Genomic DNA, 25276 nt, shown 5'->3' on the forward strand with positions numbered 1-25276 from the left:
CTCTTAATTAGTGGTTAAACGATAGTAATAAAGGCATTTTAAGTGTTCTTTGAGTTCTTTATCTCCACCTTCTCCCAGATAGAACTCGTACACTTTTTGGAATGAATACACTAAAATCTTTGTAATCTTATCATTACGCATCTTTTTAAGCTCTGAGCGGCTTAGTTGTCTTACAAAATAACCATCACAATTGAGTGGATACTGATTCTTAAGGCTTATCATCTCTCCTGACTCAAAATAGACATCTACAATCTTTTCCTTTTTCAGACAAGTGGAAGGGGCAAGTATATTCAAAAATAGGAAGATACTATTCTTCCTCTTTCCTAATTGCAAAGCGGCGTAAGTGTACTCCTCATTGTCCACTCTCAGGTACATAGGAGGGACATTTACATACGGCAAGCCGTTTAATTTGGTTTTAGGTTGACTGACATCGCACTGTTCCATCACCTTAGGTTGTGGCAAAGGTAAGGACTGTGCTTTTGTGGTAAGCCAACTTAAAAGTGCAAAAGCTATAGCGATATACGTTCTCTGTGGCATTGGCTTACTTACTGATTTTGATATAGTTGCTTACAAACCTCTAAGTCTACTTTCATCTTATCGTATTCCTCTTGTAGGATCTGATTGATGTCGTTTAGGCTATCCAACAAAACCCTATCAGCAGTAAGTTTTTTGATGTGCTTTTTAGCATCAATATACTGCTTACAAATAAGAATGGTGTTGTTGTACATATTCTTATTGGTCAGTGTATCACTCTTCAAGAAAGGCTTATACATATCTGTCAAAATAGAAAAAGCTAATTTCTCATTGAAAAAATCGTCTTTAAGATTGGATACCCCAATGGAGTCCATCGCGACTTTTACCTTCTCTAAATCAGCAGCGAAATGGTTTTGTATGGCGATATCCTTTTCCAACTTGGCGTTCTTCTCCTTAAGCAATTTGTTTTCCTCAAAAGGGAAGTGCACATTGGCAAACATCGCTACCACCACAATGGTAACTGTGAGGACAAAAAAGAGGACGAAAAACCAATAGGCTTTTGTGCGTTGTTCTTTATTGACTATTTCCATAGTATTTATAACTTTAATTATTTAACAAATTAATCTACCAATAGGCTGCGGGTACGCCTTACTATATCTTGATTTTCATTGGTTGTTTCAGCCACAAATATACCGCCATCAGGTTTTTTACCGATATAATCCAAGCGGCTTAGGTTGTTGTACAAGTCTTCTATCAAGTCCATAAACTCTTCTGCTACTTTGATATGCTTGCGGATATGGTTGTGGTTGTAGTGGGTGTTGATAAGGGTATTGAATACCTGCTCAAAAGCACCTTGGGTAAGGTTGCACCACTCAGAAAAATAGTTCAGCAGTTCCTCTTTGCCTGCGCCTGAATGAGCATCTGTAAAGTTCTTCACAATACGTGCAAAGGCTGTTACTGAAAGCAGTAATTCGCAAGGTGGGTTATAAGGCGACAGCAGTTCAAAACGATTGATTTCCTGCCCTAAAAACACCAACATACGCTCATTTATCTTGTCTATCATTGCTGATAGCTCGTTATTCTGCTTTTTGATATGGATCTTTTGTGAGATTTGTATGGCATAGTTCTCCATCTTAGCATAAAAGCTACGAATGCGATGGTAGAGGGTTTGTAAGGAAGGATGTGCTATCACACAGCTGCAAGGGGGTATATAGGTATCGTCCAAACGCACTTGTCCATTGTCCATAATCACCCTACCTATCATAAGGTAACCATCACCCAAATCCTTATTCTTTAATTCTTCATCTGTATAGAGGTAAAGGGAGTAGGTAGGGCGCAAAAAAGGAATACGCGGTGGGTATTCTTGTGCCGCTGCCTCTCCGTAAGGAGTTGGTTTAAACAATTCAGCGGTGATAAACACGAAGAAGGTGGCATTACCCTTCATCTCTGTCATATCCTTGCTTAGCGTTAAGGTTTGTCCTTCTTGTGAGGCACTGATTTGTATACGTATTCCATTAGGAGTAACAGCGTGGCATTCTTCAAGGGTTAGTTGCAGCTGATTGTAGTGATCCATCAGCACGTGCATCTTTACCGCATCGCCTTCCACTGGCTGTAAGCCGTAGTTAAGGTCTGTGGTTTGCAAGGCTATGGCATCTCTAATGCTGTCGGTAACAAAGTCCTGCACAGCAGTAAAATGCCTGCTGCTTAGCTTCATTCCGTCTATCCAATTCACAGGATAATGGGTGAGTAGATTGTTCATTGTTCTATCTTGTTAATTTTGTTGCAAAGGTAAGGTTTTTTATAGAAATATAGATTCTATTTTTTTTAGAACATAACTGAGATATAAATCATGGTATCAACTCTGCTTTTACTTTTCTCACACTATTACTCTTTAAAGAATCTATTAAAATATAAGTCGTATCTCTATCCTTTCTATATAAAATACCTTTTTTTTCATTATAATTAAAATAAAAAGTATCTTGAGTTTCTGGATAATACATCATTTGTAAGTAATAGATTAAAAGAGAATCTTGTTGGGAAACCCTTTCTATTTTCCACTCATGTGGTTCCATAATATTCCAACCATCAATAAGCATTGAGTCAGTAAAAATAATTTTAGCCATATCATAATCGTCTTCAAGATATGGGTATATTAAGAGCCTCAATTCCCCATTCTCCTCTTTTTTATCTAAATAATAAAACTTTTTGTTCGCTAGTGGATTGTTTATTTTGGTATCAGATTCGATACTTAATGATTCATTTAGTGGATCTTTTTCAGTGTTATTATTAACAACATTTTCACAAGAACTCACTGTCCCTATTAAAAATAAACTAATAAGTAATAATTTTATTTTTTGTTTTTTTTGTTTTTTCATTTGTTTTTTTGTTTGTTATTTCTTCTGTTATTTTTCTTATATTTCGTCTTATTTGTGTTATTGTATATTCTTTTGAATTATGTGTTTTAGAGGCTGTAAATATTCCATCTTCTTGTTTTTCAAAAAACCAATCGTTATCTCCTTTTGAAGAACCTACATCCCAAAATCTGTATTTTATACTACCATTATCACATTCTCTTCCTACTATAACAACATAATGATCTGTTGTGGTTTCATTGATGTAATCTTTGTATTTTTTACCTTCTTTATCTATTTTATCCTTCGGTTTATAATTAAATGTATGATTCACACCAACCATAACAGGAAGTCCATGTTCCAAGGATTTATCTAAATATTCATAAGCTTTATTTATTTTTTCTATATCTCTAAAAATTAATTTATTTCGTTCTTTGTTTTCATCAGCTAACTGAAACTCACACTCATACCATTTATTATTAGGATAAGCTTTAGATTCTATTCCAGCTCCTTCTGGCATAATTACTGTTGTTGTTACGACTTGTTTGTTTTCATCTTCATCTTTTTTCACTTCCTTTATACCGCTTAAAATTTCTCTACAAGTTAGATTACAATTTAAGTTCCCTTTTCCTTGAGGTTTAAATTTTATCTTACTACGTAAATCAATATGCTTTTTATGACAATATGGGCAAGCCCCTTCTTCTAATGGTTCTTCTTTCTTTTCTTCTTTCTTTTCTTCTTTCTTTTCTTCCTTCTTTACTTCTCCAACCTCTACTTTTACAGGGCTTTTACCATATTTGACTTCTACATCTTCATATACAAGTTCAAAAGGTTTACTTTTCTTGCTATCTCTAAAAGTATGTACCTCTATGGAGTAGTTCTGACTTTCAGAATCTCCTTCCCAGAGATACTTACCTCGTTCAAAAAATTCTTTATCAACTGTTATTTTATTACAATAATATTGATCTTCCCATAAATAGAAAAGACCACTTTGATATACAGGATCGTCTTCTTCCATTCTTTCCTTTTTTGTTTTACCATCTTTCTCCCAAATAGTATACTTGACGGCAGCTCCTATCATACCTGTAGACTCTATACATACTTGAATGACATCTCCAACTTCTATTTTAGTGATTTTATTTTTATCCTTATCAACAAAATAAGCCTTTTGTATTTCTCTTTTTACCTGAACCTCATTACTATGTTTTTCTAAAATTCCAAAACTTGCAGTTACACAAAACTCGTGTTCTGTACCTTCACCATTTGCTCCTTGTGGTAAATAACGATTTGCAAGATATTGTAATGTTTTCTGATGGGTTATTAAGGGGATTCTTAACCTTGCTATGTTATCAGCTTCAACTTCAGCCGAAAATTCTTTAGTTGAATAACTATGTTTTGAATCATTTTCTTGTTTATCATTTTCCCATAGATGAAAATGTATCTTTTTTCCCTGTAATCCTTGTGTTTTTGCAAAAGCAATCAAAGTGTCTTGATAACTTACTTTTGTTATACTACCTTCACCCTCTTTCATAAGGTGTACTTCTAAAATTTTAGGTTCTATATTATGCCTTGTTGTTACCTTTTCTTCTTCTTTTTTAATCTCTATTTCAAGAGAAGCCTCTTCTGAGAAATTACTTAGCTCAGAATTTTTTTTTTCTTTTACTTTTTCAATATCATATATTTTAATGATAAATGTACCTCCGTCTTTTCCAAAAGATCCAAATTTCATTGGTTTCAATGGTTTTTTATCTTCTTTTATCTCATTAATAAAAGGATTACCATTTCCCTTCTTATAGATACACCATCTATATCTTTTAGAAGTTTTTTCGTCATTTATGGTAACGTAAAAAGTTCCTCCTTTGGTTGTTGGCTTATTTTTTTCATCGAATGTAATTGCTATTTTGTCTGGCATATTTTTAGTGTTTTATAGATTTTAGATTGATACTATTCTTTCTATACAATTTTCCTTCATTATAGAGCGTTATCTCTGCATCTATTTTGAGAAGTTGCTGTGTATCTCTTTGGGTTCTATATGTAATTTCAAAACTACTTCTAATGGGAGTTATATCATCTATAGCTCTAATACCGTCCAACAAATCCCATAGGTTATAATTCCTCTTTAACTCACCCTTTACAATTGTTACAATTTCCTCTTTTTCAAATACCACTTCTGCTTCTAACTCATAAGGAATAAAAGCACTGCCCTGCACAGGGCAAAACTCCTCTTCCCACTTTTCATTGTCCTTATGAAACCACTCCATACGAGGAAAGAGTACCTGATTTAAGAACGACATCTGTAAGCGTTCTATCATATATTCCTTATCTATCAGTTTTTCATAGAAAGCATTGGTATAGCTTTTGGTTAATTTTCCTTCAAAATAACCTTCTATATCAGTACGTTTTTGCCTAAATCGCTCAATGATTTCTCGGTGGTTTTCTATATCTGTGATACCTCCATTTATAGATAGATGGTACTTTAATGGTTGCATCGCCTGCATACAAGCCGTTGCTAACTCGGTGAATTTGGTATCAGCTTCCTCATAAGTTGTATTTACAATCATACTCCACCCTTTCTCTGCTTTCTCCATCTGCAAAGAAAGGGAATAATCTGTTTTTACTTCCTTATCTGAGGTGATGACTACTTCTTTTACTTTATAGTCCTTTGCATAAAACTTCTTATCCAAATAACGGGAAGGACGCTCTAATTCTTTTTGTACAGCCTTTTGATGTCCTTGCAAAATAGCGAGTTCTTCTTCTGAAGGAACTATAATGCGCTCTGTCTTAGAGGTTAGCTTTTGTTCCAATAGTTCCCATAACTCACAACGCATATTGTGATAATGCCGTAAGTCATTTACTGAGATTTGAAGCTTCTCAGCAATCAACTGTAAGGTATCCCCTTTCTTTACCTTGTATATTCTACTCATAAGCGTATCATTTTAGGGTTATACTATTGAAATTCATAGGTTTCTTCCTCTTCCTCCTCTTCTTTAAGTTTATTGTCTACGCCTTCTTTTCGTATACAGAATATTACACTGTTCTCAACGATGTTATTGGAAAGAAGTGTGCCATCAGGGATAATAAACCGCGTTTTCTCATACCATTTAGGTTGCAAATAGAATATCCAATGACACAAGCCATTGTCATCTTCTGTTTGTATGGGTTCATTAAAGTGTTTTTCGTTGTAGTCTAATACAAAACTGTAGAAAAGTCTCCCAAAATCAATACGTGAGGGTGCTTTAGCTCTAAAAGAACTGAAATTCTCATCTGTTTCTTCCTTCTTTACTACTAAAGAGATGAGTACCAAATCACGCATTTCCTCATCCTTGATACTTCCTCTTTGTTTGTAATCAGCAGGGAACTGCCAAGACTCGTACTCCACAGGAGGTATGCTGATAGCTCTGTTAAAACTGTCATTAAGCAAGGTAGGTACAAAAAACCACAAGAAATGCATCAACATCCAATAAGCAAAGATTACATCATTGAGGAAAGAATAAATAAGCAAGAATGGAATGCTTGCAAAAGCTACTATCAGGATAGCAAAGAGATACTCTGTGAGTGCCTCTTTTGACTCAAACTTCTTAAAGTAGTAGCGGTATAAAAAGCAGTGGAGTATTCCCAGTCCTAATGAAGCTATCTGATAAAAGATAAACTCATATAGGTTGTTGTCTATAAAAAGGCGGCTATAGCCCATCAGAGATACAACTGCATAAACAAATACGGCTGCACTTATATAGATATAGAACTTGGTTTTATACTTTTCCTTAAAACCATCTACCTTTGAGGCAAAAAACATCTTTAAGGCGACGCAGCCCATTATGATAACCAGCACAATGATAATCAATTGCGGGTCAAGTAAGTGTCCAAAGTATTTCTTTATATGGTTCATAGTATATTGTAATATTAATCTGCTTTAATTTCTGTTAGGTAAGTATTGTATCCCAAATAGGAGGGACTTTCTGTTGCATTTAGGGTTGATGACTGCTTTTCCTTGGGCAGTAGCACCTCTGTGGTTACCTCTACCTCCATAGGGAAAAAGTGTCTATAGAAAAACGCCAAAAGCTCCTTAATAGCTCCTTGATGTAGGTACTCAGGTAACTCAGTTTGCTGCAAAGGACCTATTTGCAAGTCCAAATGCTTGGTGTAATCTGTATAATCAGTACCTGCAATCGTATCCAAGCCTAAATAGCAACTCCCAAGTAGGGTATCTTGGGCAGTATCTGCATAGTTGCCATATTCTCTGATATTTACCTTGACCTCTTCACCAATAAGCAGTGATAGTACCTCGCAAGTCTTATCAAGGTCGCCTATAATCTTATGTGCATAGGGTAATATGCTGATAAACTTTAAGGCTAATACTGGCTCAAAGCTCATAGGGACATTCCATAGGGTGTACAGTACATCAGGAGCAAGGGTGCTATTGATTTCTTTTAAGAACGAACTCTCAAAGATTTCAGTTTGTACATTGAATTGAAACAGCTCATTCTCCAAAGGCGCAAAGAATAATCTCGCTGCTTTTTCTTCCTCCTTCTGCTGGCGATACTCCTTAACCATTGTCTCTATACCTTTCTTTGAGGTATCTGCATTCTTGCTGTGTACCATTCCTTCTGGTAAGGTATCATACAGACTATCACGGGAGAGACTTATGTAAAGCATCTGAGTAGCATCGTAGAGATAGTCCTTTACAGAAGCATCCAACACATCAAAGCGATAACTGCGTGAAAACTGCCCTTCTTTCTCTACAATACACTGGTTTTCTTTGATATGTTTGTGTTGTATCAGGTCACTGACAAGGACTTCTGCCTTGATGTCGTATTTCAAAGCAGTGATTTCTTGGGCGATATGTTCTAAGTCTGTTGCCATTACTTTTTTTGCTCTTGTTTTAGTCTCCCAGCAGCTACATAGCGCAACTGAAAATAAGGGTCGTTAAAATCATAGATATTTAACCCTTCCTCAGTGCAGGCTAAGATACGGTCGTTGTGTAGGTATATCCCCACATCTGAGATAGGTTGTTCTTTGGAATATCTGAAAAACAATATATCACCTTCTTTTAAAAAATCCCTTCCTGTAAAGAGCTGTAAAGATTTAGAGCGGAATATACCATCAGCAGTTTTAGGAAAAGTCTCTTTGTAAACATCACTAAATAGTGCTTGTACAAAGTAAGAAGCATCAACGCCTGTTTTCTTATCCAAGCTCTGCGGCTTGTAAGGCGTACCTATCCAAGCATCAATATAAGCGTATAAGGGATAATTGCGTATATCCTGTGGCATCATCTTTAAGATGATGGAATACTTCTCTTTAAGCCGTATTTCCTCATCTGAAAGCTGCTCATCCTTGTAATTGCTTTCTGTGTATTTGGCGTCTATACTGTCCTTATGAGCTTGCGCGGCTTTGCGAAAGCTATCCGTAGAATAATGATAGGGCACCTCACGAATGTACTTACCTGTTGAGCAAGCGGCTGTAAAGATGAGTGCTGATATGTAAATGAGTCTCTTATAGGTCATTGCGGTTTTTGTTCTTATTAAGTTCTTTCTAAGACCTTTACGCGGGGTAAAGATATAAAATATTTTTGAAAATAGATGTTATTTACTTCAATTATTTTCATTTATTTTCTGTTCCACACGATTTTCCCGTCCTGCCAATCCGCTATGATGCTATCGCCTTCTTTAAACTCTCCTGCGATAATCTTTTTGGCTAAGGGACGACGTAGTTTGGCACGGATGACGCCCTTTAAAGGACGTGCCCCGTATTTGATATCATAGCCCTCTTCTGAAAGCTGTTCTTTGGCAGTATCGGTGATTTCTAACTGTATGTTGATATTCTTTACCAAGTCCAACAGCTCTTTCTTTAAGTGTATCTCAAAGATTTTAAGCGCATTCCCCTTGCTGATAGGGGCAAAGGGTATCGTTTCGGTAAGTCGCCCTAAGAACTCAGGACGGAAATAACCACTCATACGCTCTAAAAGCTCAGAAGAAGTAGGGATATTTCCCTTTTCAAAAGACTGTACGATAAACTCAGAGCCTATATTGGAAGTGAAGAGCACAATAGCATTAGAAAAATCACCCTCTTTGCCCAAGCGATCGTGAAGCTTACCCTCATCCATTATCTGTAAGAAGACGTCAAATACCGAGCTATGCGCCTTTTCAATTTCATCAAAAAGCACGATGGCATAAGGCTTTTGGCGTATTTTATTGACTAACAAGCCACCCTCTTCATAGCCTACATAACCTGGTGGTGCGCCATAAAGTAAAGCAGCGGAGTGCTCTTCCTTGAACTCAGACATATCAAAGCGGATAATCGCATTCTCATCTTGGAATAGAAACTCAGCCAACGACTTAGCAAGCTCTGTCTTCCCCGTACCTGTGGGACCTAAAAAGAAGAAAGAACCAATAGGCTGTCCTGCCTTATTTAAGCCTGAACGACTTTCCAAGATAGCCTCAGAGACAATCTCAATGGCGTGGTCTTGCCCTACTACCCGCTGGGCTAATACGTTTTCCATATCATTGAGCCGCTGCTTTTCCTCTTCTTTAAGCTTGCCAATAGGAATGTTGGTCTTTTGAGAGATGATAAAAGCAAGGTCGTATTCAGTGATATGGCTTCGCTTTTCCTTCGCTATGGCTTCGATGCGATCAATAAGACTGCGGCATAGGTTGAGAAGTTCATCAGTAGAGGTGTTTTCAATGGGATTATGCTCGTTCTGTGTTTCACTCTCTGAGCCACTGAGGTTTTGCAGTTTTTGGCATAGGTCTTTATAAAGCCACTGAGCCAGCAATTGGCGGTCTTTTTCGCTGAGGAGCTTTTTGTTTTCTCTTAGCTCCAATACTTTGCCTATAAAATAGTTGCGTTCTTTTAAGAATGACTCCCCTGCTGTTTTAAGCGATGCCATTGTCTGGTCTATCAGGTCAATTGCCGAAGCAGGCAAACTGCGTTCCTTCATAAAACGCTTGGAAAGGCGAATCGCTTCTTTAATGGTCAGGTCGTCAATGCTGATGTTATGGTGCTTTTGATAGTCGGCTAAAGCTTGTTTGAGCATCCTAAAATGAGTGTCGTCATCGCTTTCTTCTAACCTTAAAAGTTCAAACATACCCGATAGTCCCTGTTCTTTTTCTATCTTTTTGGTGTATTCCTCAATGGTAGAGGTCGCAATAAGCCGTAAGCCTTTGGAGAGTTCGCTTTTCAGCAAGTTTGCAATAGAGGAGTCTGAACCTTGTCCGCCCAAAATAGAGTGGATTTCTTCAATAATAAGCACCGCTTTTGGGAGAGCTTTAAGTTCTTGGGCGATGTTCTTTAAGCGGTCTTCAATCTCGCCCTTATAAGAAGCCCCAGCCACGATAGCCCCCATATCCAACTCGAAGACTTCTAAGCCCGCGAGCAGTTCTGGGATTTGCTGCCATACCACTTTCTGGACAAACCCCTCTAAAACCGCTGTTTTACCTACTCCCGAATCACCGATAATCAGCACATTAGGCTTGTTAAAACGGCAAAGTATTTCAATGATTTTGTTGATTTCAGTATCGCGCCCTACTAAAAGGTCTTTTTCTTTTTGAGGTTTTACCTGTGCGTTTTTGTGGATGCAGTATTTTTGTAAGAAGTTGTTTTTCTTTTTTGCTGAGGGTTCGTTAGGAGTGTTGTTAGAGAAGATGGTACCGCTTACGGTTTGGTCTTTCAGGAGTTCAGCACGAGAGACGGGAAAGGTCTTCATTTGGTCAAAGCTAAAAGCTACCCCTGGACTGCTGATTGCTACTATTACCGCAAAGAGGCTTATTTCTTCCTCTAAGAGGCTTTCGGCGACTTCATTAGCCTCTGTGAAGATGGTATCAATCACCTCATCGGGTTCGCAGCTATAAGTGTGTGTAGATTTAGGAAGTTCCTCAAGACGCACTTCTGCCCATTCCTCTAAGTAAAACACATCAATACCCTTTGCCTCTAAACTTTTAAGCAAAGACAAATCGCGGTTGAGCATTGCTTTCAGCAAATGCGCTCCTGAGTAATGAGCGTGGATATGCTCCTTGCCTATCTTTTGGGCTATTTGAAGGGCTTTTTGGACTTCCTGAGTATAGGGCTTTTGTTGCATAGGGTTTTAAAATAAGATATATTAATTATTTAAATTTGTATACATAAATTCTATCATCTTCTTTAGGATAGACCATTATAAGCCTATCTTTTAAAAACACTTCAAAGTTCCTAATTGTATCTTTTCCGTCTATAAGACAATCCAGTTTTCTATTTATTAATATTTTATTACTATACCCCCTATTTTTGAATATAATATTTCCATCACTTTTATTTCTTGTGTGAATAATAAAACCCTCTGCAGCACCATCATATATTTGCAAAATACCTAAACTATCGTAAATAACTTTTTCTTCAACAACATATTTAGTTCCTCTTATCATTTCTATTTTTGATTGTTCAACTGTAATATTTTTTTTCTCAAAAACTCTTTCTCTTTCATAAATAAATATATTTTCTTTTAGCATCTCTAATCTCTTAGAAGTGTTGTTGCAACTAATAAACAACAAAGTGATTGCTACTAAATTTATAATTTTCCTCATCTTATTGATTTTTTAAGGTTCTTAATTCTTCTACTTTACCTCTTTTCTCAACAACCACTTGTATAGCTCTCCCTTCTGCTTGTCCTACAATATATTTTATTGCTGTTTTGTATGCCTTGTTTGCAGGCTCATAATTTTGGTATAAACTGCCTTTCCTTACTCTTTCGGCTTCTGCTGCTGTAGTACTTATTTGAACTTTTGGAACAATTCCAAAACATCCATAAGAACCTGCTAATTTATTTCCTTCAGCACCCTTGAACCAACCTCCTATATGTATCATAACCCCTTTAGCTATGGATAAGTTTTTTCTATAGTCATCAATATTTTCCCCATTCACAAAAGTTTGCATCCTTTTAGTATGAGGTACAGCATTTAGTTCCTCTGAATTATGTTGTCTTAGTGCAAATGCATCTACTCCTGCGCTGGGAGGGTATGCTGTAGGAACAGTAGCGTATAAGTTGACTTTCTCGTCAGCAGGTTCAAAACATCTATTAGATAATGCTATAGTACCGTCTTCTTTTACTCCTCTTGAGTACCAAGAATCTCTTGTAACATTGTATGATGCAATAATTTTTCCTTCTTTTACTACATTCATTTTATAAGTTGGGACAACTATTGATTCATACTTTAATTCAGCAACATCTCCATAGATAAATAAACAAGTATATCCTGTTATTTCAGTGGTTATAACTAACTTTATAGGAGACGTTCCTCCTGCAGCTCTCAGGGTAGCTGTTACGGATTTGCCTGTTTCTCTAAGTGTAATTGTTATTGTTGCCATAGGAGTTATTTTTTAGTGTTTATAACGGTTAGCGGTATTTGTTCTTGAGTGTCATTTGTAAAGGTGTAATCTTTTAATGTGTCATTTTCTAAGATGTTGTCCTTATATTTGAAGTCAAGATCTTTATTGTTGAGGTTAAAATCCATTGTTAGTCCTAATAGATTTTTGCCTTCAATTACTAAATAAATATCTTGCTCATCTTCTCCAAGTTCTATTTTATTACCTTGTAAATCTGTGAAATAGGCTTCTGTAATATCTGGTTTGGTAAGTATATCATTTACAAACTTACTAAAATCCATAAAAGGATTGATCATATCCATTTTAATAGGGTCAGCACTATGTAGATTGCGGTTTGTTATCTCAGAGACTTGTCCGTGGTTGATGATGCTGATGCAGTCTTTGCCACCTATGGGGCAGGTGGCTTTGCTGTCCTCTAAAAGGGGGTGCCCATTGTTTTCCTCATAGGTAACATTCTCATAAGCACCACTCCACTGAGTTACCATTGCCTGACAGGGTTTATAGCCCCCACCTGGCAGTGGTTGCATCTGACATAGTCCAAAGGTGTTTTTCTCAAAAGTAGCTCCTATATCCGCAGTTGTAGCTACCAATTTCTCTTGTGGCTCTTCCTCATTGATGAATGCCTTGGTCTGTGTAAGTACCTTTAACTTATCGGGAGCATTGCCAAATTGACATTGGCAGGTTGCCCCTTGACATACTAAATGTTTCTGTGCCATTTTGCTGTATTTTTAGTAGTTTGATTTTTATTCCTTTATCCATACGCCCCATTTTTTGACTTTATAGTAGATATGGATATTCTGAATGCAGTTTTTAGTATCTTTTTGTAGGCGCATTGTGGAGATTTTGATTTTCTTGCCTGCAATATCCCTACAAAGCTGTTCAAAGGGCACGAGTTTCTGGTCGTTTACCACCACAGGAGTACTGAAATTACCACAGAGATACTCTTTAAAATCGTCTTTTGTCTTAGATTGTGCGGCTACTTGACCCAGCAAGAGTTGGAACTGTTCTACTGAGATATCTGGTGCTTTTTTAGGGGAAGGAATACTGTCTTTCTCCTTTTTGGGTGCAGGGGTTACAGGTAGGTGTCCAATAAAATCTACTAAAGGGTCTTTTTGAGCCTTACCCCGTGGCAACTCAAAGTCGGAATGAGGTTTTTCAAATTCGTAAGAGGATGCATCGCTTTTCTTTTTAGCAGCAATATGTTTAGGGGCAATGTAGATGGTTTTAGTGGCGATATGCTCTATATCGCCATTGACAATCAAGGAAACGGTCTTTTTGCCAGTGGTTTTAAAGCTATAAGTAACTTTTTCACCAAGGGCATCAGTACCAGCACCCTCGCCAAAGCTCCACTCAAAAGAAATGCCACCTTCTTTGCGGGCGTTAAACTTGATGGTATCCCCCTCAAAGGCTACATTGGGGGCGATGATAACAGGCAAATAGCCTGAATCGGCATCAGGGTCTGTGATAGTTACTATTTTTTGAAAACTGCAAGTGTTGTTGATGGTAAGGGTAACGATGTATTGTCCTGCTTTGTTGTAAGAGTGAAGTGCGTTTTGGTTGTAATCTACGGCAGAGCCATCCCCAAAATCCCACTTCCAAGAAGTAGCTCCTTTGGTGTTATCGATGAACTCAATGAGATTTTTAGTGATGAAGTCGTCTGTGTGGATAATATATTTGGCTTCAGTGCAGTCTGTGCGGTGATTGAGTTGGTATATTAAGATTATGAGCCCGAGCAAAAGTATCCCGCCAAAGGTGAGAAAGACTGTAGTATCGAGTTTTGGGAAGTATTTTAGCACGCTTTTCTTCATAAAACAGGAAAATTGATGAATTGCGCGGCAATATTACTAAAAATTTCGTGTATTGCAAAATAAAAAACAAGTTTTTTCAAAATATTTTTACATATATTTTATTATTTACTGACAATCAGTGAGATACAAAACATTTTAGACGTTCTTATCTTTTTGTGTTTTACAACAAAACTACTAATGTTTTACCAATTTGATATTGAAGCTGTTTAAACTTTTTAGAGAAGTAAAAGTTCCCAAAAATTAGTAATTTTGTGTTTGAGAAAAAACACAAAAATTCAGGAACTTTGGGCAAAGATACAAATAAATAAATGGATTATTTCCTTTTTAAGTGTAGGAAAAAGAGGATTTAAAAGTAATTTTGATTTAGCTTCAATATTTTTATTGATTCTCAAGAGATTAAAAACAGGGGTACAATGGAGAGAACTTCCAATTGAAAGCTATTTTGAAAAAGGTGAAATCTCTTGGTAAAATGTCTATTACTACTACTTCAATAAATGGAGTAAAGATGGTAGTTTTCAGCGAGTATGGTTGAATTTATTAAGTAAGAAGAAAAGAAAGTTAGATATGTCTTGCGTTCAATTGGATAGTAGTCATACACGTTGTCGTCAAAAAGGAGCGTCAGCAGGTTATCAAGCAAGGAAAAAAGCTGTAACCACCAATAGTATTTTTTTGTGTGATAATAAAGGGCAAATTATAGCAATGGGGAGTCCTAAAGCTGGAAATCACAATGACTTATATGAAATAGAAGAAGTACTAAAAGAAATCTTAGCTTTATTAGAAGAAGCAGGAAGTTTATTTTGATGAAGAATTGTACAAAAATAGGTTTAAGATTGAACAAGCAAATGGTTGGCTTGACGGATATAAAGGTTTGATAATGAGATATGAGTATCTTGATGTAACTTGGATTGGAATGCTCTTATTAGGGTTTATATCCAAGTTCCTCAAAAAAGTTTAAACACGTTTACCTTCTAAAAAAATACAGTTATTCATTACTCTCATATTCATATTTTTTAAAATGATATGGGTAAATTATATTTTTAGCAATCTCTATAGTTTTTTTCTCAAATTCTTCAAGTAGGACTGTAATAATCTATATTACAGATATGCCTAATTATTTTGATCAATCATCTTTTACCTTGACTTTCTTTGTCTTAACTTTATCACTATGTAAAGAATCTATTAAAATGAGTGTTGTATTTTCCAGTATATTGTATAAAAAACCTGTTTCATTATCATACCGAAAATATAATGTGTCGCGTGAACTATCATCGGTTTCAACATCTCCCATCTCAACATAATATATCAATTCTGGAGATTTGTTAGCAATTTTTACTATATTCCACTCATATGGTTTCATAACATTCCAACCATCAATGAGCATTGTATCTGTAAATACAATTTTCTGCATCTCAAAATCACCTTCAAACTGAGGATATTTTTTTAATATTTAGAGTTCCTGTTTTATCTTTCTCTAAGTAATAAAACTTTTTACCTGCAAGAGGATTATTTAGTCTCTCTACTATTGTGTCATTTATTGTATCATTGACATTGCCCTCTTTATTATTATTGTTACAAGAAAACAACAATAAACACGCTGAAATAAAATAATAAATCTTTACCATCTGAATATTTTAAAATATAATATCATCAATGATGTACCTGTCTTTCTTTTTAGCAACTTTTAATTGTATGCTATCATATCTGTTATCATAAAAGTTAAAAAGATACACATTATATCTTTTTGAATTTATCTTCTTTACCTTAATAGAGTCCAACCATTCTATGAAAATATCTTGGGCATCTACAATAAAATCCATATCTCTATCTTCAGTGGGCTCTATTTTTTTTATTAATTTATTTGATAAATATTTTTTCTTAATTCTTATCAATTCTTCTTCACAAAACTCCCTTTTATCAAGACAAGGCATTTTATCTTGCTGCCTGATATACTTGTCATAAAATTCTAAAATCATTTTTGTAGCTTCATCAGTTTCTTCTTTAGGCACTTGAATTGGTGCAATTGTATCTTTTTCTACTATGGTATCTCTTTTGATAGAGGAAATAGTATCTCTAATATCATCAGAAGATGATACTTGGGTATTGTTATTATTGCAAGAAAACAACAATAAACACGCTGAAATAAAATAATAAATTTTTACCATCTGAATATTTTAAAATTAATTTCTCTTTTTTCTTCTTTTCTCTTTTTATAATCATTTTCATAAGCAGTACCAGGCCAGAAACGTCTTTGCACAAAATCTGACACCCACTTCTCTCCATTGTACATTTGGATATGCCCAGCAGGATATTTTGGCTGACCTGGGTATGTGTCAAAAACAACAATATCCCCTTTGATAGGAGTATAATCATTAGGGTCTGTTATATTTATTTGATCAAATCCCTTTCTCAGTAAAAAAGGACCATATTTACAAGCATAATCAGGACGTCCATTTGTACTCATTCCTCCTGCTTCTATGGCTTCTCTGACATATCTTGCGCAATAACCAGTAGATTTTTCCTTAGCTGCTGCATTTAAGTGTGCTACTGCAGCATCAATATCAAAGCCAGATCTTTTAGTGGGTAGTTTAATTTTAAATATTAATCCATCTGTGGTAGGAGTTATTATTGAAGAAAAGTCAGAATAGAAGAAATCTATATAAATATCTTTATCAATTTTACTTGTAATTGTAATTTCAAAGTCAATATAAGTGGTAGTGGGATAGATTTTGTATACTAAATCACCAAAAGGTGTTGTTCTTTCTTTACTATCAACAAAGATTTTACCCGTAAGACTCTTTTCTATTTGCTGATGATCTCTATAATCCTTTTCAGTGTTAGGCATAGTGCTTATTATGGGATAAATATAGCCATATTTACGTTCTCCAAGATGAAAAAGGGAAAAGTGTATGTACATACTATTTTTATCAATTCTTGTAATAGGTATATCAATATATCTTGCTCTACCATCTTGTTTTATATCCATAATACTCTTTGAGGAAAGTATTTGATAGGTTTGTTTTTCTATAGCTATATGTAAAGGTTCTTTTTCTAATGAGATTTTATTAGCTGTTTCTATTTTAAGTGCAGGTAGAAAAATATCTTTTAAGAAAGGTAATTGCTTTTCTTTCTTATCATCTACCGTTACTTTTACAGCGCTTTTGCCATAGTGAACTTTAAGGGTATCGGAAGTTACTGCAAAGGTTTTGGAGTTTGCGCTCCCGCTAAAACGCTCTACTTTGATGTAGTAATCTTGTACATTATAATCAGAATCGAAGGTAGCGTGAGAGACTCCGTAACCTTTGTTAAAGAGTTCTTTGGTTACTACTATTTCTCTACAAAAGAAGTGGTTGTTGTTGAGTTTAAATTTAGGACTTTGGAAGATAAGGTCATCAGATGTACGCTTGTCTTTTTCGTAAATAGTATAGCGTAGATAATCCGTTATTTCTCCTCTGGAGTCAATGCACACACGTATAGTATCACCAATGGATATTTTCTCGATTGGGTTGCCCTGTTTATCAATAAAATAGGTTTTGGTAATCTCTCCTGTTGATTTCTTTCCGTTCTTATCAAGCCCAAAGCTGGCTTTAATGTAGTAATCTTTTTGGTTTCCTTGGTTTTTATTAGTAAGTATGCTTTTGATAGTGTCGATGGGTAGTTTTATTTTTGTAGTGGCGTAATCGGTATGGTCTACACGAGCTGAAACAGTATCTTTTACTATTTCTTTTCCGTTTTCTTCTTGGCACACGTGGAATTGTATTTCCTTACCTGTTAAGCCTTCTGTTTTAGCACGTAGATGGAGGGAATCATAAACACTGACTTTGTTGTTAGTATCGTATTCTCCTTCAGGGAAGAAGTGTGTTGAGATGATTTTAGGGGCTTTCTCAATACGTTTATGAGGGGTAACTTCAATAAAATCTAAAAGTGTATTTTCTTCTATTTTAGGCTTTTTGTCATTCTTATAAACTCTTACTTGAAAAGTAACGCCATCACTACTCTCTTTTTCAAAATGGCATTCAAATTTATATGATTTGCCATTTGTAGTTCTTATAGGCTTCCATTCTTTTTCTTCATCATTGTACGTAAAAACGTTCCATAGATAATATCCTTCATTTTTCGATATAGGGTTTATCACTTTAAATTTTAGTCTTTCTCCTAAAGTATGGGAGGGAGTTCCTTTTGTTATTTTTATCTTTTCGTCGGGCATAGCTTATTGTGGTGTTCTTAATTTTCGGCAAAGATACAAAATACTATTCTATGGGCAATGGTTAATGGTTATTTTTTTGTTGGTATGGTTTTTTATTTGTAAAGCTGTTTAAACTTTTCCTATAATAAAGTAAAAGTTCCCAAAAATTAGTAATTTTGTGTTTGAGAAAAAACACCAAAATTCAGGAACTTTGGACAAAGATACAATAAATAAATGGATTATTCCCTTTTTAAGTGTAGGAAAAAGAGGATTTAAAAGTAATTTTGATTTAGCTTCAATATTTTTATTGATTCTCAAGAGATTAAAAACAGGGGTACAATGGAGAGAACTTCCAATTGAAAGCTATTTTGAAAAAGGTGAAATCTCTTGGCAAAATGTCTATTACTACTACTTCAATAAATGGAGTAAAGATGGTAGTTTTCAGCGAGTATGGTTGAATCTATTAAGTAAGAAGAAAAGAAAGTTAGATATGTCTTGCGTTCAATTGGATGGTACTCATACACATTGTCGGCAAAAAGGAGAATCTATAGGCTATCAAGCAAGAAAAAAAATCCGTAACCACAAATAGTATTTTTTTGTGTGATAATAAAGGGCAAATGATAGCAATGAGGAGTCCTAAAGCTGGAAATCACAATGACTTATATGAAATAGAAGAAGTACTAAAAGAAATCTTAGCTTTATTAGAAGAAGCAGGAATAGAACACAAAGGTCTATTTCTCAATGCTGATGCAGGATTTGATAGCAAATCTCTTAGAGAGTTTTTAGAAAGCAAAGAAATTATAGCAAATATTAAACCTAATCCCCGAAATGGAAAGCAACCAGATGTTTATTTTGATGAAGAATTGTACAAAAATAGGTTTAAGATTGAACAAGCAAATGGTTGGCTTGACGGATATAAAGGTTTGATAATGAGATATGAGTATCTTGATGTAACTTGGATTGGAATGCTCTTATTAGGGTTTATATCCAAGTTCCTCAAAAAAGTTTAAACACGTTTAAAAATAAAGAAAACCAGCAAAACATCAGTTCTGCTGATTTTCAAAATGGAGATATACAGGTTCTTTAAGGAATAAATACTACATTTTAAACCCTCTTGAGTTTCTGTTAAGAGTCTCTCTTACAAACTCTTTTGTGGGAGTTGGAACTTCTTGAGTTTCACTTTTTTGACTCTCTTGTGATAGCTCTTTAGTTGGTTCTTCTGCCTCTTGTTCCTCTTGTTCTTCTTGAGCCTCTTGTGGAGTATCGGAGGAGAGCGAAAGTTGTATTTTCCTATCGAGGGCTGAGAGCTCAGTTTTAAGTTCGGAGAGCTGTGTTTCTTTACCCCATACTTTCTCGATGATTTCCTTTAGAAGAGGAATGTCCTTTTGGATAAGGGCAATCTCTTTTTCTTCCTTTTCCATCATTGCAGGGATTTTCTCAATGGCATTGACAAAATTCATCACAGCCAAGTTAGGGTCACTTGCCAATCGTCCGTTGTTATAGGTGTACTTGATACCTCCTTCCCCTTGTACAAAAAAACGATTTTCTTTTAGGTCAAGTTCGTCTTTTTTGGAGACTTCAGTCTTAACTAATATCTGAAAACCATAGATACTTCCTATTTCTTGATATTCGCCTTTGGTACGGGCGTTTTGGGCATAATCTTGTAACTTCTGCGCTAACTGCTTTACACTGCTCTTTTCGTCTAATCCATCCAAACGCAATGCATTGACTACCGAGCCATCTTCTCGGCGCACCGCTTTATCTGAAAAGTTTTGCCAATCCGTCTGAAAACGATGTAAGCGATCTTGTAGGGCTTTCAAATCACTACAGAGGTTATCTAAACGGTTTTTAGAGGTATATTTAGAGCGTAAGAACGTTTGTTTTTCACTCTCTAAAGCTCCAATCTTCTTTTCCAACTTCGCTTTTTCGAGTAAATCGGTATTTCCTGAGAGGATAGCCACATATTCAGAATAGTTCATTCCCGACTTTTCGTCCATAGCACCCTCATCAATGGTTCGTTTGCCCAACTTATTGTTCTTAAGCTGGTCGATAAAGAGCTGTTTGTTAAACAGTAGATTAAACTTGTAAGAGTCCAAAGACTTTTCAACAGCATAGATAATCACATCCACCTTATTATCAGCAAAATATTTGGCCACTTCATTGCCTTTGCGAATGGCACGTCCGTCCCTTTGTTGCAAATCGCTGGGTCGCCAAGGGGTATCTAAGTGATGTACAGCAACGGCTTTTTTCTGTGCATTGACCCCTGTGCCAAGCATATCGGTAGAACCAAAGAGTACCCGTATCTTGCCCTCGTTGGTGTCGCTGATGAGTTGTTTGCGCATTTTATCGTTTTTAGCCTCTTGGATAAAACGAATTTCATTAGGAGGAATACCATAGTCTTCTACTAATTTGCGCTTGATTTCAGTGTAGGGATTCCATTCGTTGGGCTTGTAAGTACCCAAATCAGAAAAGACAAACTGAGTCCCTTTCTGTGCTTTGTACTTTTGATAATATTCATTAATTTTCATCGCACAATGAGAGGCTTTGTTATCGGGATGGTCTTCATACTTATTGGAGATCATTCGCATATCTAAGGACATTTTACGGGCATAATCAGTTGCGATAAGCATTTTGGCTTTTTCCTCGGACTCGGATAGTGGCGCACGCCCCAAGAGGGTTGCATTACCGGTTTTGGCAAACTCCATTAGTTTCTGAATAAACACCTCTTGATCGGGGGTAGGAGGTATATTGTGTAAAATTTCGTTCTTTTCGGGTCTGTCTATCCCAACATCCTTTGCGGTTCTATAATCGGTTATTTCGGCGTAAAACTGCGCTAATTCGGGTACTTTGATAAAGTAGCGGAAGCGTTCTTTCTGCACAATGTTGTTAGCCACTGAAAATTCGTAATCGGTCGTCTTGCGGGCATAGATTGCTGCCCACGCATCGAAACAGTGAATTTGTTGCTTTTCTAAGGCTTGAGGACGCAGGTACTTAAAGAGCAAATAAAGCTCAGTAAGTGAATTGGAAATAGTAGTCCCCGATAGAAAAGTAGCCCCCATATCCTTACCAGTACGCTCTTGAATAGTTCGCAAGGCAAAAAGCAGGTTGAGGGCTTTTTGACTGCCTTGGGAATTGCCCAAGCCTGCCACTCTATCGTGCCTTGTATTGAACATTAAGTTCTTGAACTTATGGCTTTCATCTACCAAGAGGTGATCAATGCCCATCATCTTAAAATCTACTGTATCATCGGTGCGCTCATTGATGTCGTGTTCTAAGGTTTTGAGCTTTACTTCTAGGTTTTCTTTACGCTTGTACATTCCTTTAATCATCGCACGAGAGACTTCACTGCCTTGTTTTTCCAACTGCCAAAGACTCTCTTCAACATCTTGGAGTTCTTCTTGCAAAATGCTCTGTTGCACCTCGGGGGATTGCGGTATCATCTTAAACTGGTCGTGGGTGAGAATTACGCAATCCCAATCATTGTTTTTGATGTCTCCAAAGATACGCAAACGCTTTTGAGGGGTAAAATCCTCCTTGCCAGGGTAAAGGATTTTAGCAAAAGGATAGGCACGGCGATAGGTCTCGGCTATTTCGTGTACATTGGCTTTAAGCCCTATAATCATCGGTTTATGCGCTAATCCTAAACGCTTCATCTCTTGAGCAGCACAGCACATAATAAGGGTTTTACCAGCTCCTACCTCGTGGTCGCAAATCGCCCCATTGTTGAGCTTTATCATCCAAATAGCATCTTTCTGACTATCATACAAATCCTCTATGCCTAAACTCTCTCTATCAAGTCCAGGGAAGGACTGAAAAGAACCATCATATTGCGGACGTACAAAACAGTTAAAAGACTGATTGTACTGCTCAGCCAAGCGGTCTTTAAACTCCTGACTCTGCTCTAAAAGCCACAGAGGGAAAGCATTGCGTATTTCATCAATCTTGCTGTTTGCCAGTTGGATTGCCTCCATATCGCGCACCTTGACTTCCTTGTCGTCTATCTTGATTTTCTTGGTAATATCAGGGGTGGTATTTACCAAGGCGTTTTTGAAGAGGGCAATACCATCGTAGGTTCTGCTCTCACTTTTTACAGCGTATTTCTCCCAGATATGTAAGTTCTTTTGTCGGCATTCCACTGAAAACTCATCGGTTTGAGCACTGTATTGCACGCCTACCTTGGTGTCAAAAAGCGAAGAGGCAAAATCACTATAGATTTGTGGGGAGATCCAACGCTCGCCCAAGTTAAAATCCAACTCTTCAAAAGGAATAGGGGTAGGAATTACCTGCCTGAGTCCCTCTAAAGCGTGCTCAATTTCTGATTGCTTAGGATGTTCAGGGTGAGTATTTTGATATGCTTCTACCGCTTTGATTTTAGTAAAGACATCCCCCGCTTGCCACTTTTGGGCAATTTGGTATTCGTCCTCTATAGGATTGTAAAAGAGTTTGCCCTGTAACTGTGCTTTGACTTCTTCCTCATTGGTGTTAGAAAGCTCAGCTATGTAGGGAATATCCACCCGCCCCAATTCACTTAAGGAAGTGAGTAGCGCCTCTTCAGTAGAAATATTTTCATTCTTCCTCAGAGAGAATACCACAGGCTTGTGAAAGATATCTGCTTTTTGATAAACACCGTTTTTGATACGCTCTAAGTAAGGGATTTCAGCGCCTGAGGCATCGGTTTTTATTAGCTTGATATTATCAGCACTATTTAGCCGACCATAGTTCTTGACAAAAGTATCGTAAAGGGCATTAAGATTTTCTCTTTCCGTAGGATAAGGGGTATAGGTGGTAGCCTCTTTATGGTACAAATTGGCATAGGCATCACGCAGAGCGATATAAGCAATGGCTTTTTGCCTTTCCAAAGAAGAAAGCGCAAGAGGCACAAAGGTAGCAGCTGTTTTGTTCTTATTGAGATCTTGCAAAAAGCCCACCGTATCGGCTTGTACTACCAAAGTATCTTCTCTGAAATGAGGCAAATATTCTCCCTCAAAAGGTACAGGTTCTTTTAGTAATGATACCGCAGGAGGTGTGTAATACAATGCAGGAGAAGCTTTTGAAAGCACCTCTGTTTCATTCCCTTGATTGACAGGATAAGTAAAAGAAAACAAGTCCAACTTTTGAGCATTCCCTAATTGAGAGGTAGTTGTTTTCTTCTTTGTTTTCTTTTTAGCTCCTGTGGGTATAGTAGGGACTGTTTTTGCTGAAATGTTGGGAGGACTTGCTAAAGTAGCGGTGGCTTCCTGCTCAGAGAGAAAATCAAAGAGACTTAGCTGAACGACTTTGGGTTCAACTTTTTGATTCTTAAGTTCTTTTGACTCTTTAGAGATGAGATTAGTATTGGAAATAGCAAAGGAAGGCTCGTTGATTTTACTTTCAATTTCAATAAATTCTTGCCGTTCAACCTTTTTTACCTCAATTTCCTTTACCTCAATTTTTTGTGAATGAACCTCTTGTAGCTTAATTTGTGTTGCTTGGCTTTGTTGTGCTGTTTCAGGTGATAGATAATGTGCTTTAAAATCGCTTAGGATTCTTTCTTTTACCTCCTTGGCAATACCTTCTACTCCTTCACTATGGGTATAGACCATCGCAGGCTGTCCGTATAGGTTGGTACCTGCAAGAGCATCCGTACAAATAACGTTTTCTCTTTGTGAAAGATACTCGTTTTGTAGTATCCCCTGTGGTAGCCTTGCTGTATTGCAAAACTGCTCTTCTATAGGGTTTAAAGCGCCTCTTTGACTGTCTTTTTGAAGGATAATAAGATCACTTCCTGCTTCGGTACCTGCATAATCGGTAAAGAGGTTGTTAGGCAGGCGCACGGCAGAGACAAGGCGCGCATTGGAGAGCATCGCTTGGCGGATAATCTCATTTTGAGGACTATCGGCTACCCCTTGGGAGGTGATATAGGCAAGGAGTCCTCCTTCCTTTACCATATCCAAGCCCTTTAAGAAAAAGTAGTTATGCACCCTACGGGAGGCTTGTACCTTAGCAGGGTCATTGCTGCGAGAGTAACTCAAATCAAAGATAGCGGTATCGGAAAAAGGGATGTTACTGGTTACCAAATCAAACTGGTTTCTTTTCAGTGGGCTGATTTGTTCGAAGCCATCGATATGTACTTGCTCCTCTGGGTAAAGATGAGAGAGCACTTTGCCTGTGAGCAAGTCCTTTTCAAAAGCAGTAACCACAAGAGAAGGATGCTCTTCTTTAAAAGCACGGATAAAATTGCCTCCTCCTGCCGAGGGTTCTAACATTGTTTGCAGAGGTACGCCTGTTTCCTTTATTGCTGAAGCGATAGCCGAGGTAAGACGCATTGGGGTATAAAAAGCCGTTAGCACAGAATTTCTAAGACTTTGTACATAGTTTTGGAATTGCCTTTCATCAGTGGAATGTTCTCTAATAAGGGCATACAGACTCCTTACATCTTGCCAAAAGACTTGGTCAGCTTTTGCCCAGTACTTTAAATCAGCTTCAGACTGGTGGGGATTGAGGATAAACTTCAATCCCCCGAAGCCTGAATAGTGTTGCAAGAGTTCTCGCTCTTCTTGGCTTAGAAGTGTGCGCTTTTGCTTCTCTAAATCGAAAGCCAACGCCAATGCACGAGCATTACGATTAAAGCTCAGTCGTTTAAGATATGCCATTTTCTTCTATCCATAGTTCGATGGCACCCGTAAGTTCTGTATAGAGGGATTGATAGGCAGCGGAGTGCTGAAAATCCTCATCGATTTCATTCTCGTACTTTTTAAAGTAAGGAACCAGTTCAGGGAAGATTTTTAGGGCAAAGGGGCGCAAATCCTCATCGGCTAATTGAGTATCGAACTCCTGAGAAACGACCTCAAAAATCATATCAAAGGGAGAGAAGAAGAGCCCATCGAAGAGTACTCCTGAGGCTATTTTATCACATTCAGGAATACTGATACCCGCCTCAAAAGCCTCTTGGTAAGCCTGCGCAGCATACTCACTTCTGTCCTTGATAAAGACAGTGTCAGCTAAAAGATTAGGGAAGCTCGTTTGTAACAGCTCTTTGAGTCTTAACTCGTAATAAGACAATGACCCTAAGGTACTGTCAGTGATCTGGGGTTTGGTTTGTGTTTCTTTCATTGTTAAAATTACTTTTA

The 25276-nt window shown here is 36.9% G+C and carries 23 protein-coding genes; 4 read left to right on the top strand and 19 right to left on the bottom strand.

Annotation, left to right across the window (positions count from 1 at the left end; all coding sequences use genetic code 11):
• Positions 1–3: 3 nt before the first annotated feature.
• The 14 genes from C4H12_RS05625 to C4H12_RS05690 form a co-directional block, all read right to left on the bottom strand.
• Positions 4–537, bottom strand: coding sequence for a hypothetical protein (locus C4H12_RS05625; RefSeq protein ID WP_106098045.1), 534 nt, complete (start codon positions 535–537; stop codon positions 4–6).
• Positions 538–545: 8 nt separating this feature from the next.
• Positions 546–1064, bottom strand: coding sequence for a type VI secretion system TssO (tssO, locus tag C4H12_RS05630; protein ID WP_016421288.1), 519 nt, complete (start codon positions 1062–1064; stop codon positions 546–548).
• Between the two features lie 29 nt (positions 1065–1093).
• A complete protein-coding gene (locus tag C4H12_RS05635; protein WP_106098046.1) occupies positions 1094–2233 on the bottom strand; it encodes a hypothetical protein in 1140 nt (379 codons plus the stop codon).
• 88 nt (positions 2234–2321) lie between these two features.
• The gene (locus C4H12_RS13845) at positions 2322–2849 is read right to left on the bottom strand and encodes a hypothetical protein (RefSeq protein WP_106098047.1); all 528 of its coding nucleotides are present in this window, start codon (positions 2847–2849) and stop codon (positions 2322–2324) included.
• Positions 2806–4737, bottom strand: coding sequence for a hypothetical protein (locus C4H12_RS13770; RefSeq protein ID WP_217352121.1), 1932 nt, complete (start codon positions 4735–4737; stop codon positions 2806–2808). Before C4H12_RS13770 ends, C4H12_RS13845 begins: the two co-directional genes overlap by 44 nt.
• Before the next feature lie 4 nt (positions 4738–4741).
• Positions 4742–5749, bottom strand: coding sequence for a LysM peptidoglycan-binding domain-containing protein (locus C4H12_RS05650; RefSeq protein WP_106098048.1), 1008 nt, complete (start codon positions 5747–5749; stop codon positions 4742–4744).
• 23 nt (positions 5750–5772) lie between these two features.
• Positions 5773–6711 carry a TssN family type VI secretion system protein gene (locus tag C4H12_RS05655; RefSeq protein WP_129588211.1) on the bottom strand — a complete coding sequence of 313 codons (939 nt, stop codon included), beginning with the start codon at positions 6709–6711 and terminating at the stop codon, positions 5773–5775.
• Between the two features lie 14 nt (positions 6712–6725).
• Positions 6726–7685, bottom strand: a complete 960-nt coding sequence (locus C4H12_RS05660) for a type VI secretion system baseplate subunit TssG (RefSeq protein ID WP_106098050.1) — start codon at positions 7683–7685, stop codon at positions 6726–6728.
• Positions 7685–8326 (bottom strand): C40 family peptidase, encoded by a 642-nt coding sequence (locus C4H12_RS05665; RefSeq protein WP_106098051.1) that lies wholly within the window; start codon positions 8324–8326, stop codon positions 7685–7687. The genes C4H12_RS05660 and C4H12_RS05665 overlap by 1 nt, the downstream gene beginning before the upstream one ends.
• 101 nt (positions 8327–8427) lie before the next feature.
• Positions 8428–10896: an AAA family ATPase gene (locus tag C4H12_RS05670; RefSeq protein WP_106098052.1), complete on the bottom strand. Its 2469-nt coding sequence runs from the start codon at positions 10894–10896 to the stop codon at positions 8428–8430.
• Between the two features lie 25 nt (positions 10897–10921).
• Complete coding sequence (locus C4H12_RS05675; RefSeq protein WP_129588212.1) at positions 10922–11377, bottom strand: hypothetical protein; 456 nt, start codon at positions 11375–11377, stop codon at positions 10922–10924.
• A 1-nt stretch (position 11378) separates the two neighbouring features.
• Positions 11379–12158, bottom strand: coding sequence for a hypothetical protein (locus C4H12_RS05680; RefSeq protein ID WP_106098054.1), 780 nt, complete (start codon positions 12156–12158; stop codon positions 11379–11381).
• Positions 12159–12163: 5 nt separating this feature from the next.
• Complete coding sequence (locus C4H12_RS05685; RefSeq protein WP_106098055.1) at positions 12164–12892, bottom strand: DUF4280 domain-containing protein; 729 nt, start codon at positions 12890–12892, stop codon at positions 12164–12166.
• Between the two features lie 27 nt (positions 12893–12919).
• Positions 12920–13984: a PKD domain-containing protein gene (locus C4H12_RS05690; RefSeq protein ID WP_106098056.1), complete on the bottom strand. Its 1065-nt coding sequence runs from the start codon at positions 13982–13984 to the stop codon at positions 12920–12922.
• 255 nt (positions 13985–14239) lie between these two features.
• Between C4H12_RS05690 and C4H12_RS13850 the strand changes: the two genes are divergently transcribed.
• Positions 14240–14452 (top strand): hypothetical protein, encoded by a 213-nt coding sequence (locus C4H12_RS13850; RefSeq protein WP_254424823.1) that lies wholly within the window; start codon positions 14240–14242, stop codon positions 14450–14452.
• A gap of 96 nt (positions 14453–14548) precedes the next feature.
• A complete protein-coding gene (locus C4H12_RS13855) occupies positions 14549–14785 on the top strand; it encodes a hypothetical protein (RefSeq protein WP_254424824.1) in 237 nt (78 codons plus the stop codon).
• 319 nt (positions 14786–15104) lie between these two features.
• Here C4H12_RS13855 and C4H12_RS05700 read toward each other — a convergent pair whose 3' ends face one another.
• From C4H12_RS05700 to C4H12_RS05715, 3 genes are all read right to left on the bottom strand, one after another.
• A complete protein-coding gene (locus C4H12_RS05700) occupies positions 15105–15392 on the bottom strand; it encodes a hypothetical protein (protein ID WP_106098057.1) in 288 nt (95 codons plus the stop codon).
• A gap of 223 nt (positions 15393–15615) precedes the next feature.
• On the bottom strand, positions 15616–16146 hold the full coding sequence (locus C4H12_RS05710) for a DUF3828 domain-containing protein (RefSeq protein ID WP_106098059.1): 531 nt from the start codon (positions 16144–16146) through the stop codon (positions 15616–15618).
• The gene (locus tag C4H12_RS05715) at positions 16140–18188 is read right to left on the bottom strand and encodes a hypothetical protein (protein WP_106098060.1); all 2049 of its coding nucleotides are present in this window, start codon (positions 18186–18188) and stop codon (positions 16140–16142) included. Before C4H12_RS05715 ends, C4H12_RS05710 begins: the two co-directional genes overlap by 7 nt.
• Before the next feature lie 157 nt (positions 18189–18345).
• On the opposite strand from C4H12_RS05715, the gene C4H12_RS13860 reads away from it, so the two are divergent.
• Both C4H12_RS13860 and C4H12_RS13865 read left to right on the top strand, forming a co-directional pair.
• The gene (locus C4H12_RS13860) at positions 18346–18756 is read left to right on the top strand and encodes a transposase (protein ID WP_254424825.1); all 411 of its coding nucleotides are present in this window, start codon (positions 18346–18348) and stop codon (positions 18754–18756) included.
• Between the two features lie 28 nt (positions 18757–18784).
• Positions 18785–19177, top strand: a complete 393-nt coding sequence (locus tag C4H12_RS13865) for a transposase (protein ID WP_254424826.1) — start codon at positions 18785–18787, stop codon at positions 19175–19177.
• A gap of 87 nt (positions 19178–19264) precedes the next feature.
• Here C4H12_RS13865 and C4H12_RS05725 read toward each other — a convergent pair whose 3' ends face one another.
• Positions 19265–24799 carry a helicase-related protein gene (locus C4H12_RS05725; protein ID WP_106098061.1) on the bottom strand — a complete coding sequence of 1845 codons (5535 nt, stop codon included), beginning with the start codon at positions 24797–24799 and terminating at the stop codon, positions 19265–19267.
• A complete protein-coding gene (locus tag C4H12_RS05730) occupies positions 24786–25259 on the bottom strand; it encodes a DUF1896 family protein (protein ID WP_106098062.1) in 474 nt (157 codons plus the stop codon). Before C4H12_RS05730 ends, C4H12_RS05725 begins: the two co-directional genes overlap by 14 nt.
• Positions 25260–25276: the final 17 nt, after the last annotated feature.

The sequence above is a fragment of the Capnocytophaga sp. oral taxon 878 genome, from assembly GCF_002999135.1.
Classification (GTDB): domain Bacteria; phylum Bacteroidota; class Bacteroidia; order Flavobacteriales; family Flavobacteriaceae; genus Capnocytophaga.

Excerpts from the sequence above, each read along its gene's own strand:
- C4H12_RS05625 (WP_106098045.1), bottom strand. The coding sequence starts at position 537 with ATGCCACAGAGAACGTATATCGCTATAGCTTTTGCACTTTTAAGTTGG.
- tssO (WP_016421288.1), bottom strand. The coding sequence starts at position 1,064 with ATGGAAATAGTCAATAAAGAACAACGCACAAAAGCCTATTGGTTTTTC.
- C4H12_RS05635 (WP_106098046.1), bottom strand. The coding sequence starts at position 2,233 with ATGAACAATCTACTCACCCATTATCCTGTGAATTGGATAGACGGAATG.
- C4H12_RS13845 (WP_106098047.1), bottom strand. The coding sequence starts at position 2,849 with ATGAAAAAACAAAAAAAACAAAAAATAAAATTATTACTTATTAGTTTA.
- C4H12_RS13770 (WP_217352121.1), bottom strand. The coding sequence starts at position 4,737 with ATGCCAGACAAAATAGCAATTACATTCGATGAAAAAAATAAGCCAACA.
- C4H12_RS05650 (WP_106098048.1), bottom strand. The coding sequence starts at position 5,749 with ATGAGTAGAATATACAAGGTAAAGAAAGGGGATACCTTACAGTTGATT.
- C4H12_RS05655 (WP_129588211.1), bottom strand. The coding sequence starts at position 6,711 with ATGAACCATATAAAGAAATACTTTGGACACTTACTTGACCCGCAATTG.
- C4H12_RS05660 (WP_106098050.1), bottom strand. The coding sequence starts at position 7,685 with ATGGCAACAGACTTAGAACATATCGCCCAAGAAATCACTGCTTTGAAA.
- C4H12_RS05665 (WP_106098051.1), bottom strand. The coding sequence starts at position 8,326 with ATGACCTATAAGAGACTCATTTACATATCAGCACTCATCTTTACAGCC.
- C4H12_RS05670 (WP_106098052.1), bottom strand. The coding sequence starts at position 10,896 with ATGCAACAAAAGCCCTATACTCAGGAAGTCCAAAAAGCCCTTCAAATA.
- C4H12_RS05675 (WP_129588212.1), bottom strand. The coding sequence starts at position 11,377 with ATGAGGAAAATTATAAATTTAGTAGCAATCACTTTGTTGTTTATTAGT.
- C4H12_RS05680 (WP_106098054.1), bottom strand. The coding sequence starts at position 12,158 with ATGGCAACAATAACAATTACACTTAGAGAAACAGGCAAATCCGTAACA.
- C4H12_RS05685 (WP_106098055.1), bottom strand. The coding sequence starts at position 12,892 with ATGGCACAGAAACATTTAGTATGTCAAGGGGCAACCTGCCAATGTCAA.
- C4H12_RS05690 (WP_106098056.1), bottom strand. The coding sequence starts at position 13,984 with ATGAAGAAAAGCGTGCTAAAATACTTCCCAAAACTCGATACTACAGTC.
- C4H12_RS13855 (WP_254424824.1), top strand. The coding sequence starts at position 14,549 with ATGTCTTGCGTTCAATTGGATAGTAGTCATACACGTTGTCGTCAAAAA.
- C4H12_RS05700 (WP_106098057.1), bottom strand. The coding sequence starts at position 15,392 with ATGCAGAAAATTGTATTTACAGATACAATGCTCATTGATGGTTGGAAT.
- C4H12_RS05710 (WP_106098059.1), bottom strand. The coding sequence starts at position 16,146 with ATGGTAAAAATTTATTATTTTATTTCAGCGTGTTTATTGTTGTTTTCT.
- C4H12_RS05715 (WP_106098060.1), bottom strand. The coding sequence starts at position 18,188 with ATGCCCGACGAAAAGATAAAAATAACAAAAGGAACTCCCTCCCATACT.
- C4H12_RS13865 (WP_254424826.1), top strand. The coding sequence starts at position 18,785 with ATGATAGCAATGAGGAGTCCTAAAGCTGGAAATCACAATGACTTATAT.
- C4H12_RS05725 (WP_106098061.1), bottom strand. The coding sequence starts at position 24,799 with ATGGCATATCTTAAACGACTGAGCTTTAATCGTAATGCTCGTGCATTG.
- C4H12_RS05730 (WP_106098062.1), bottom strand. The coding sequence starts at position 25,259 with ATGAAAGAAACACAAACCAAACCCCAGATCACTGACAGTACCTTAGGG.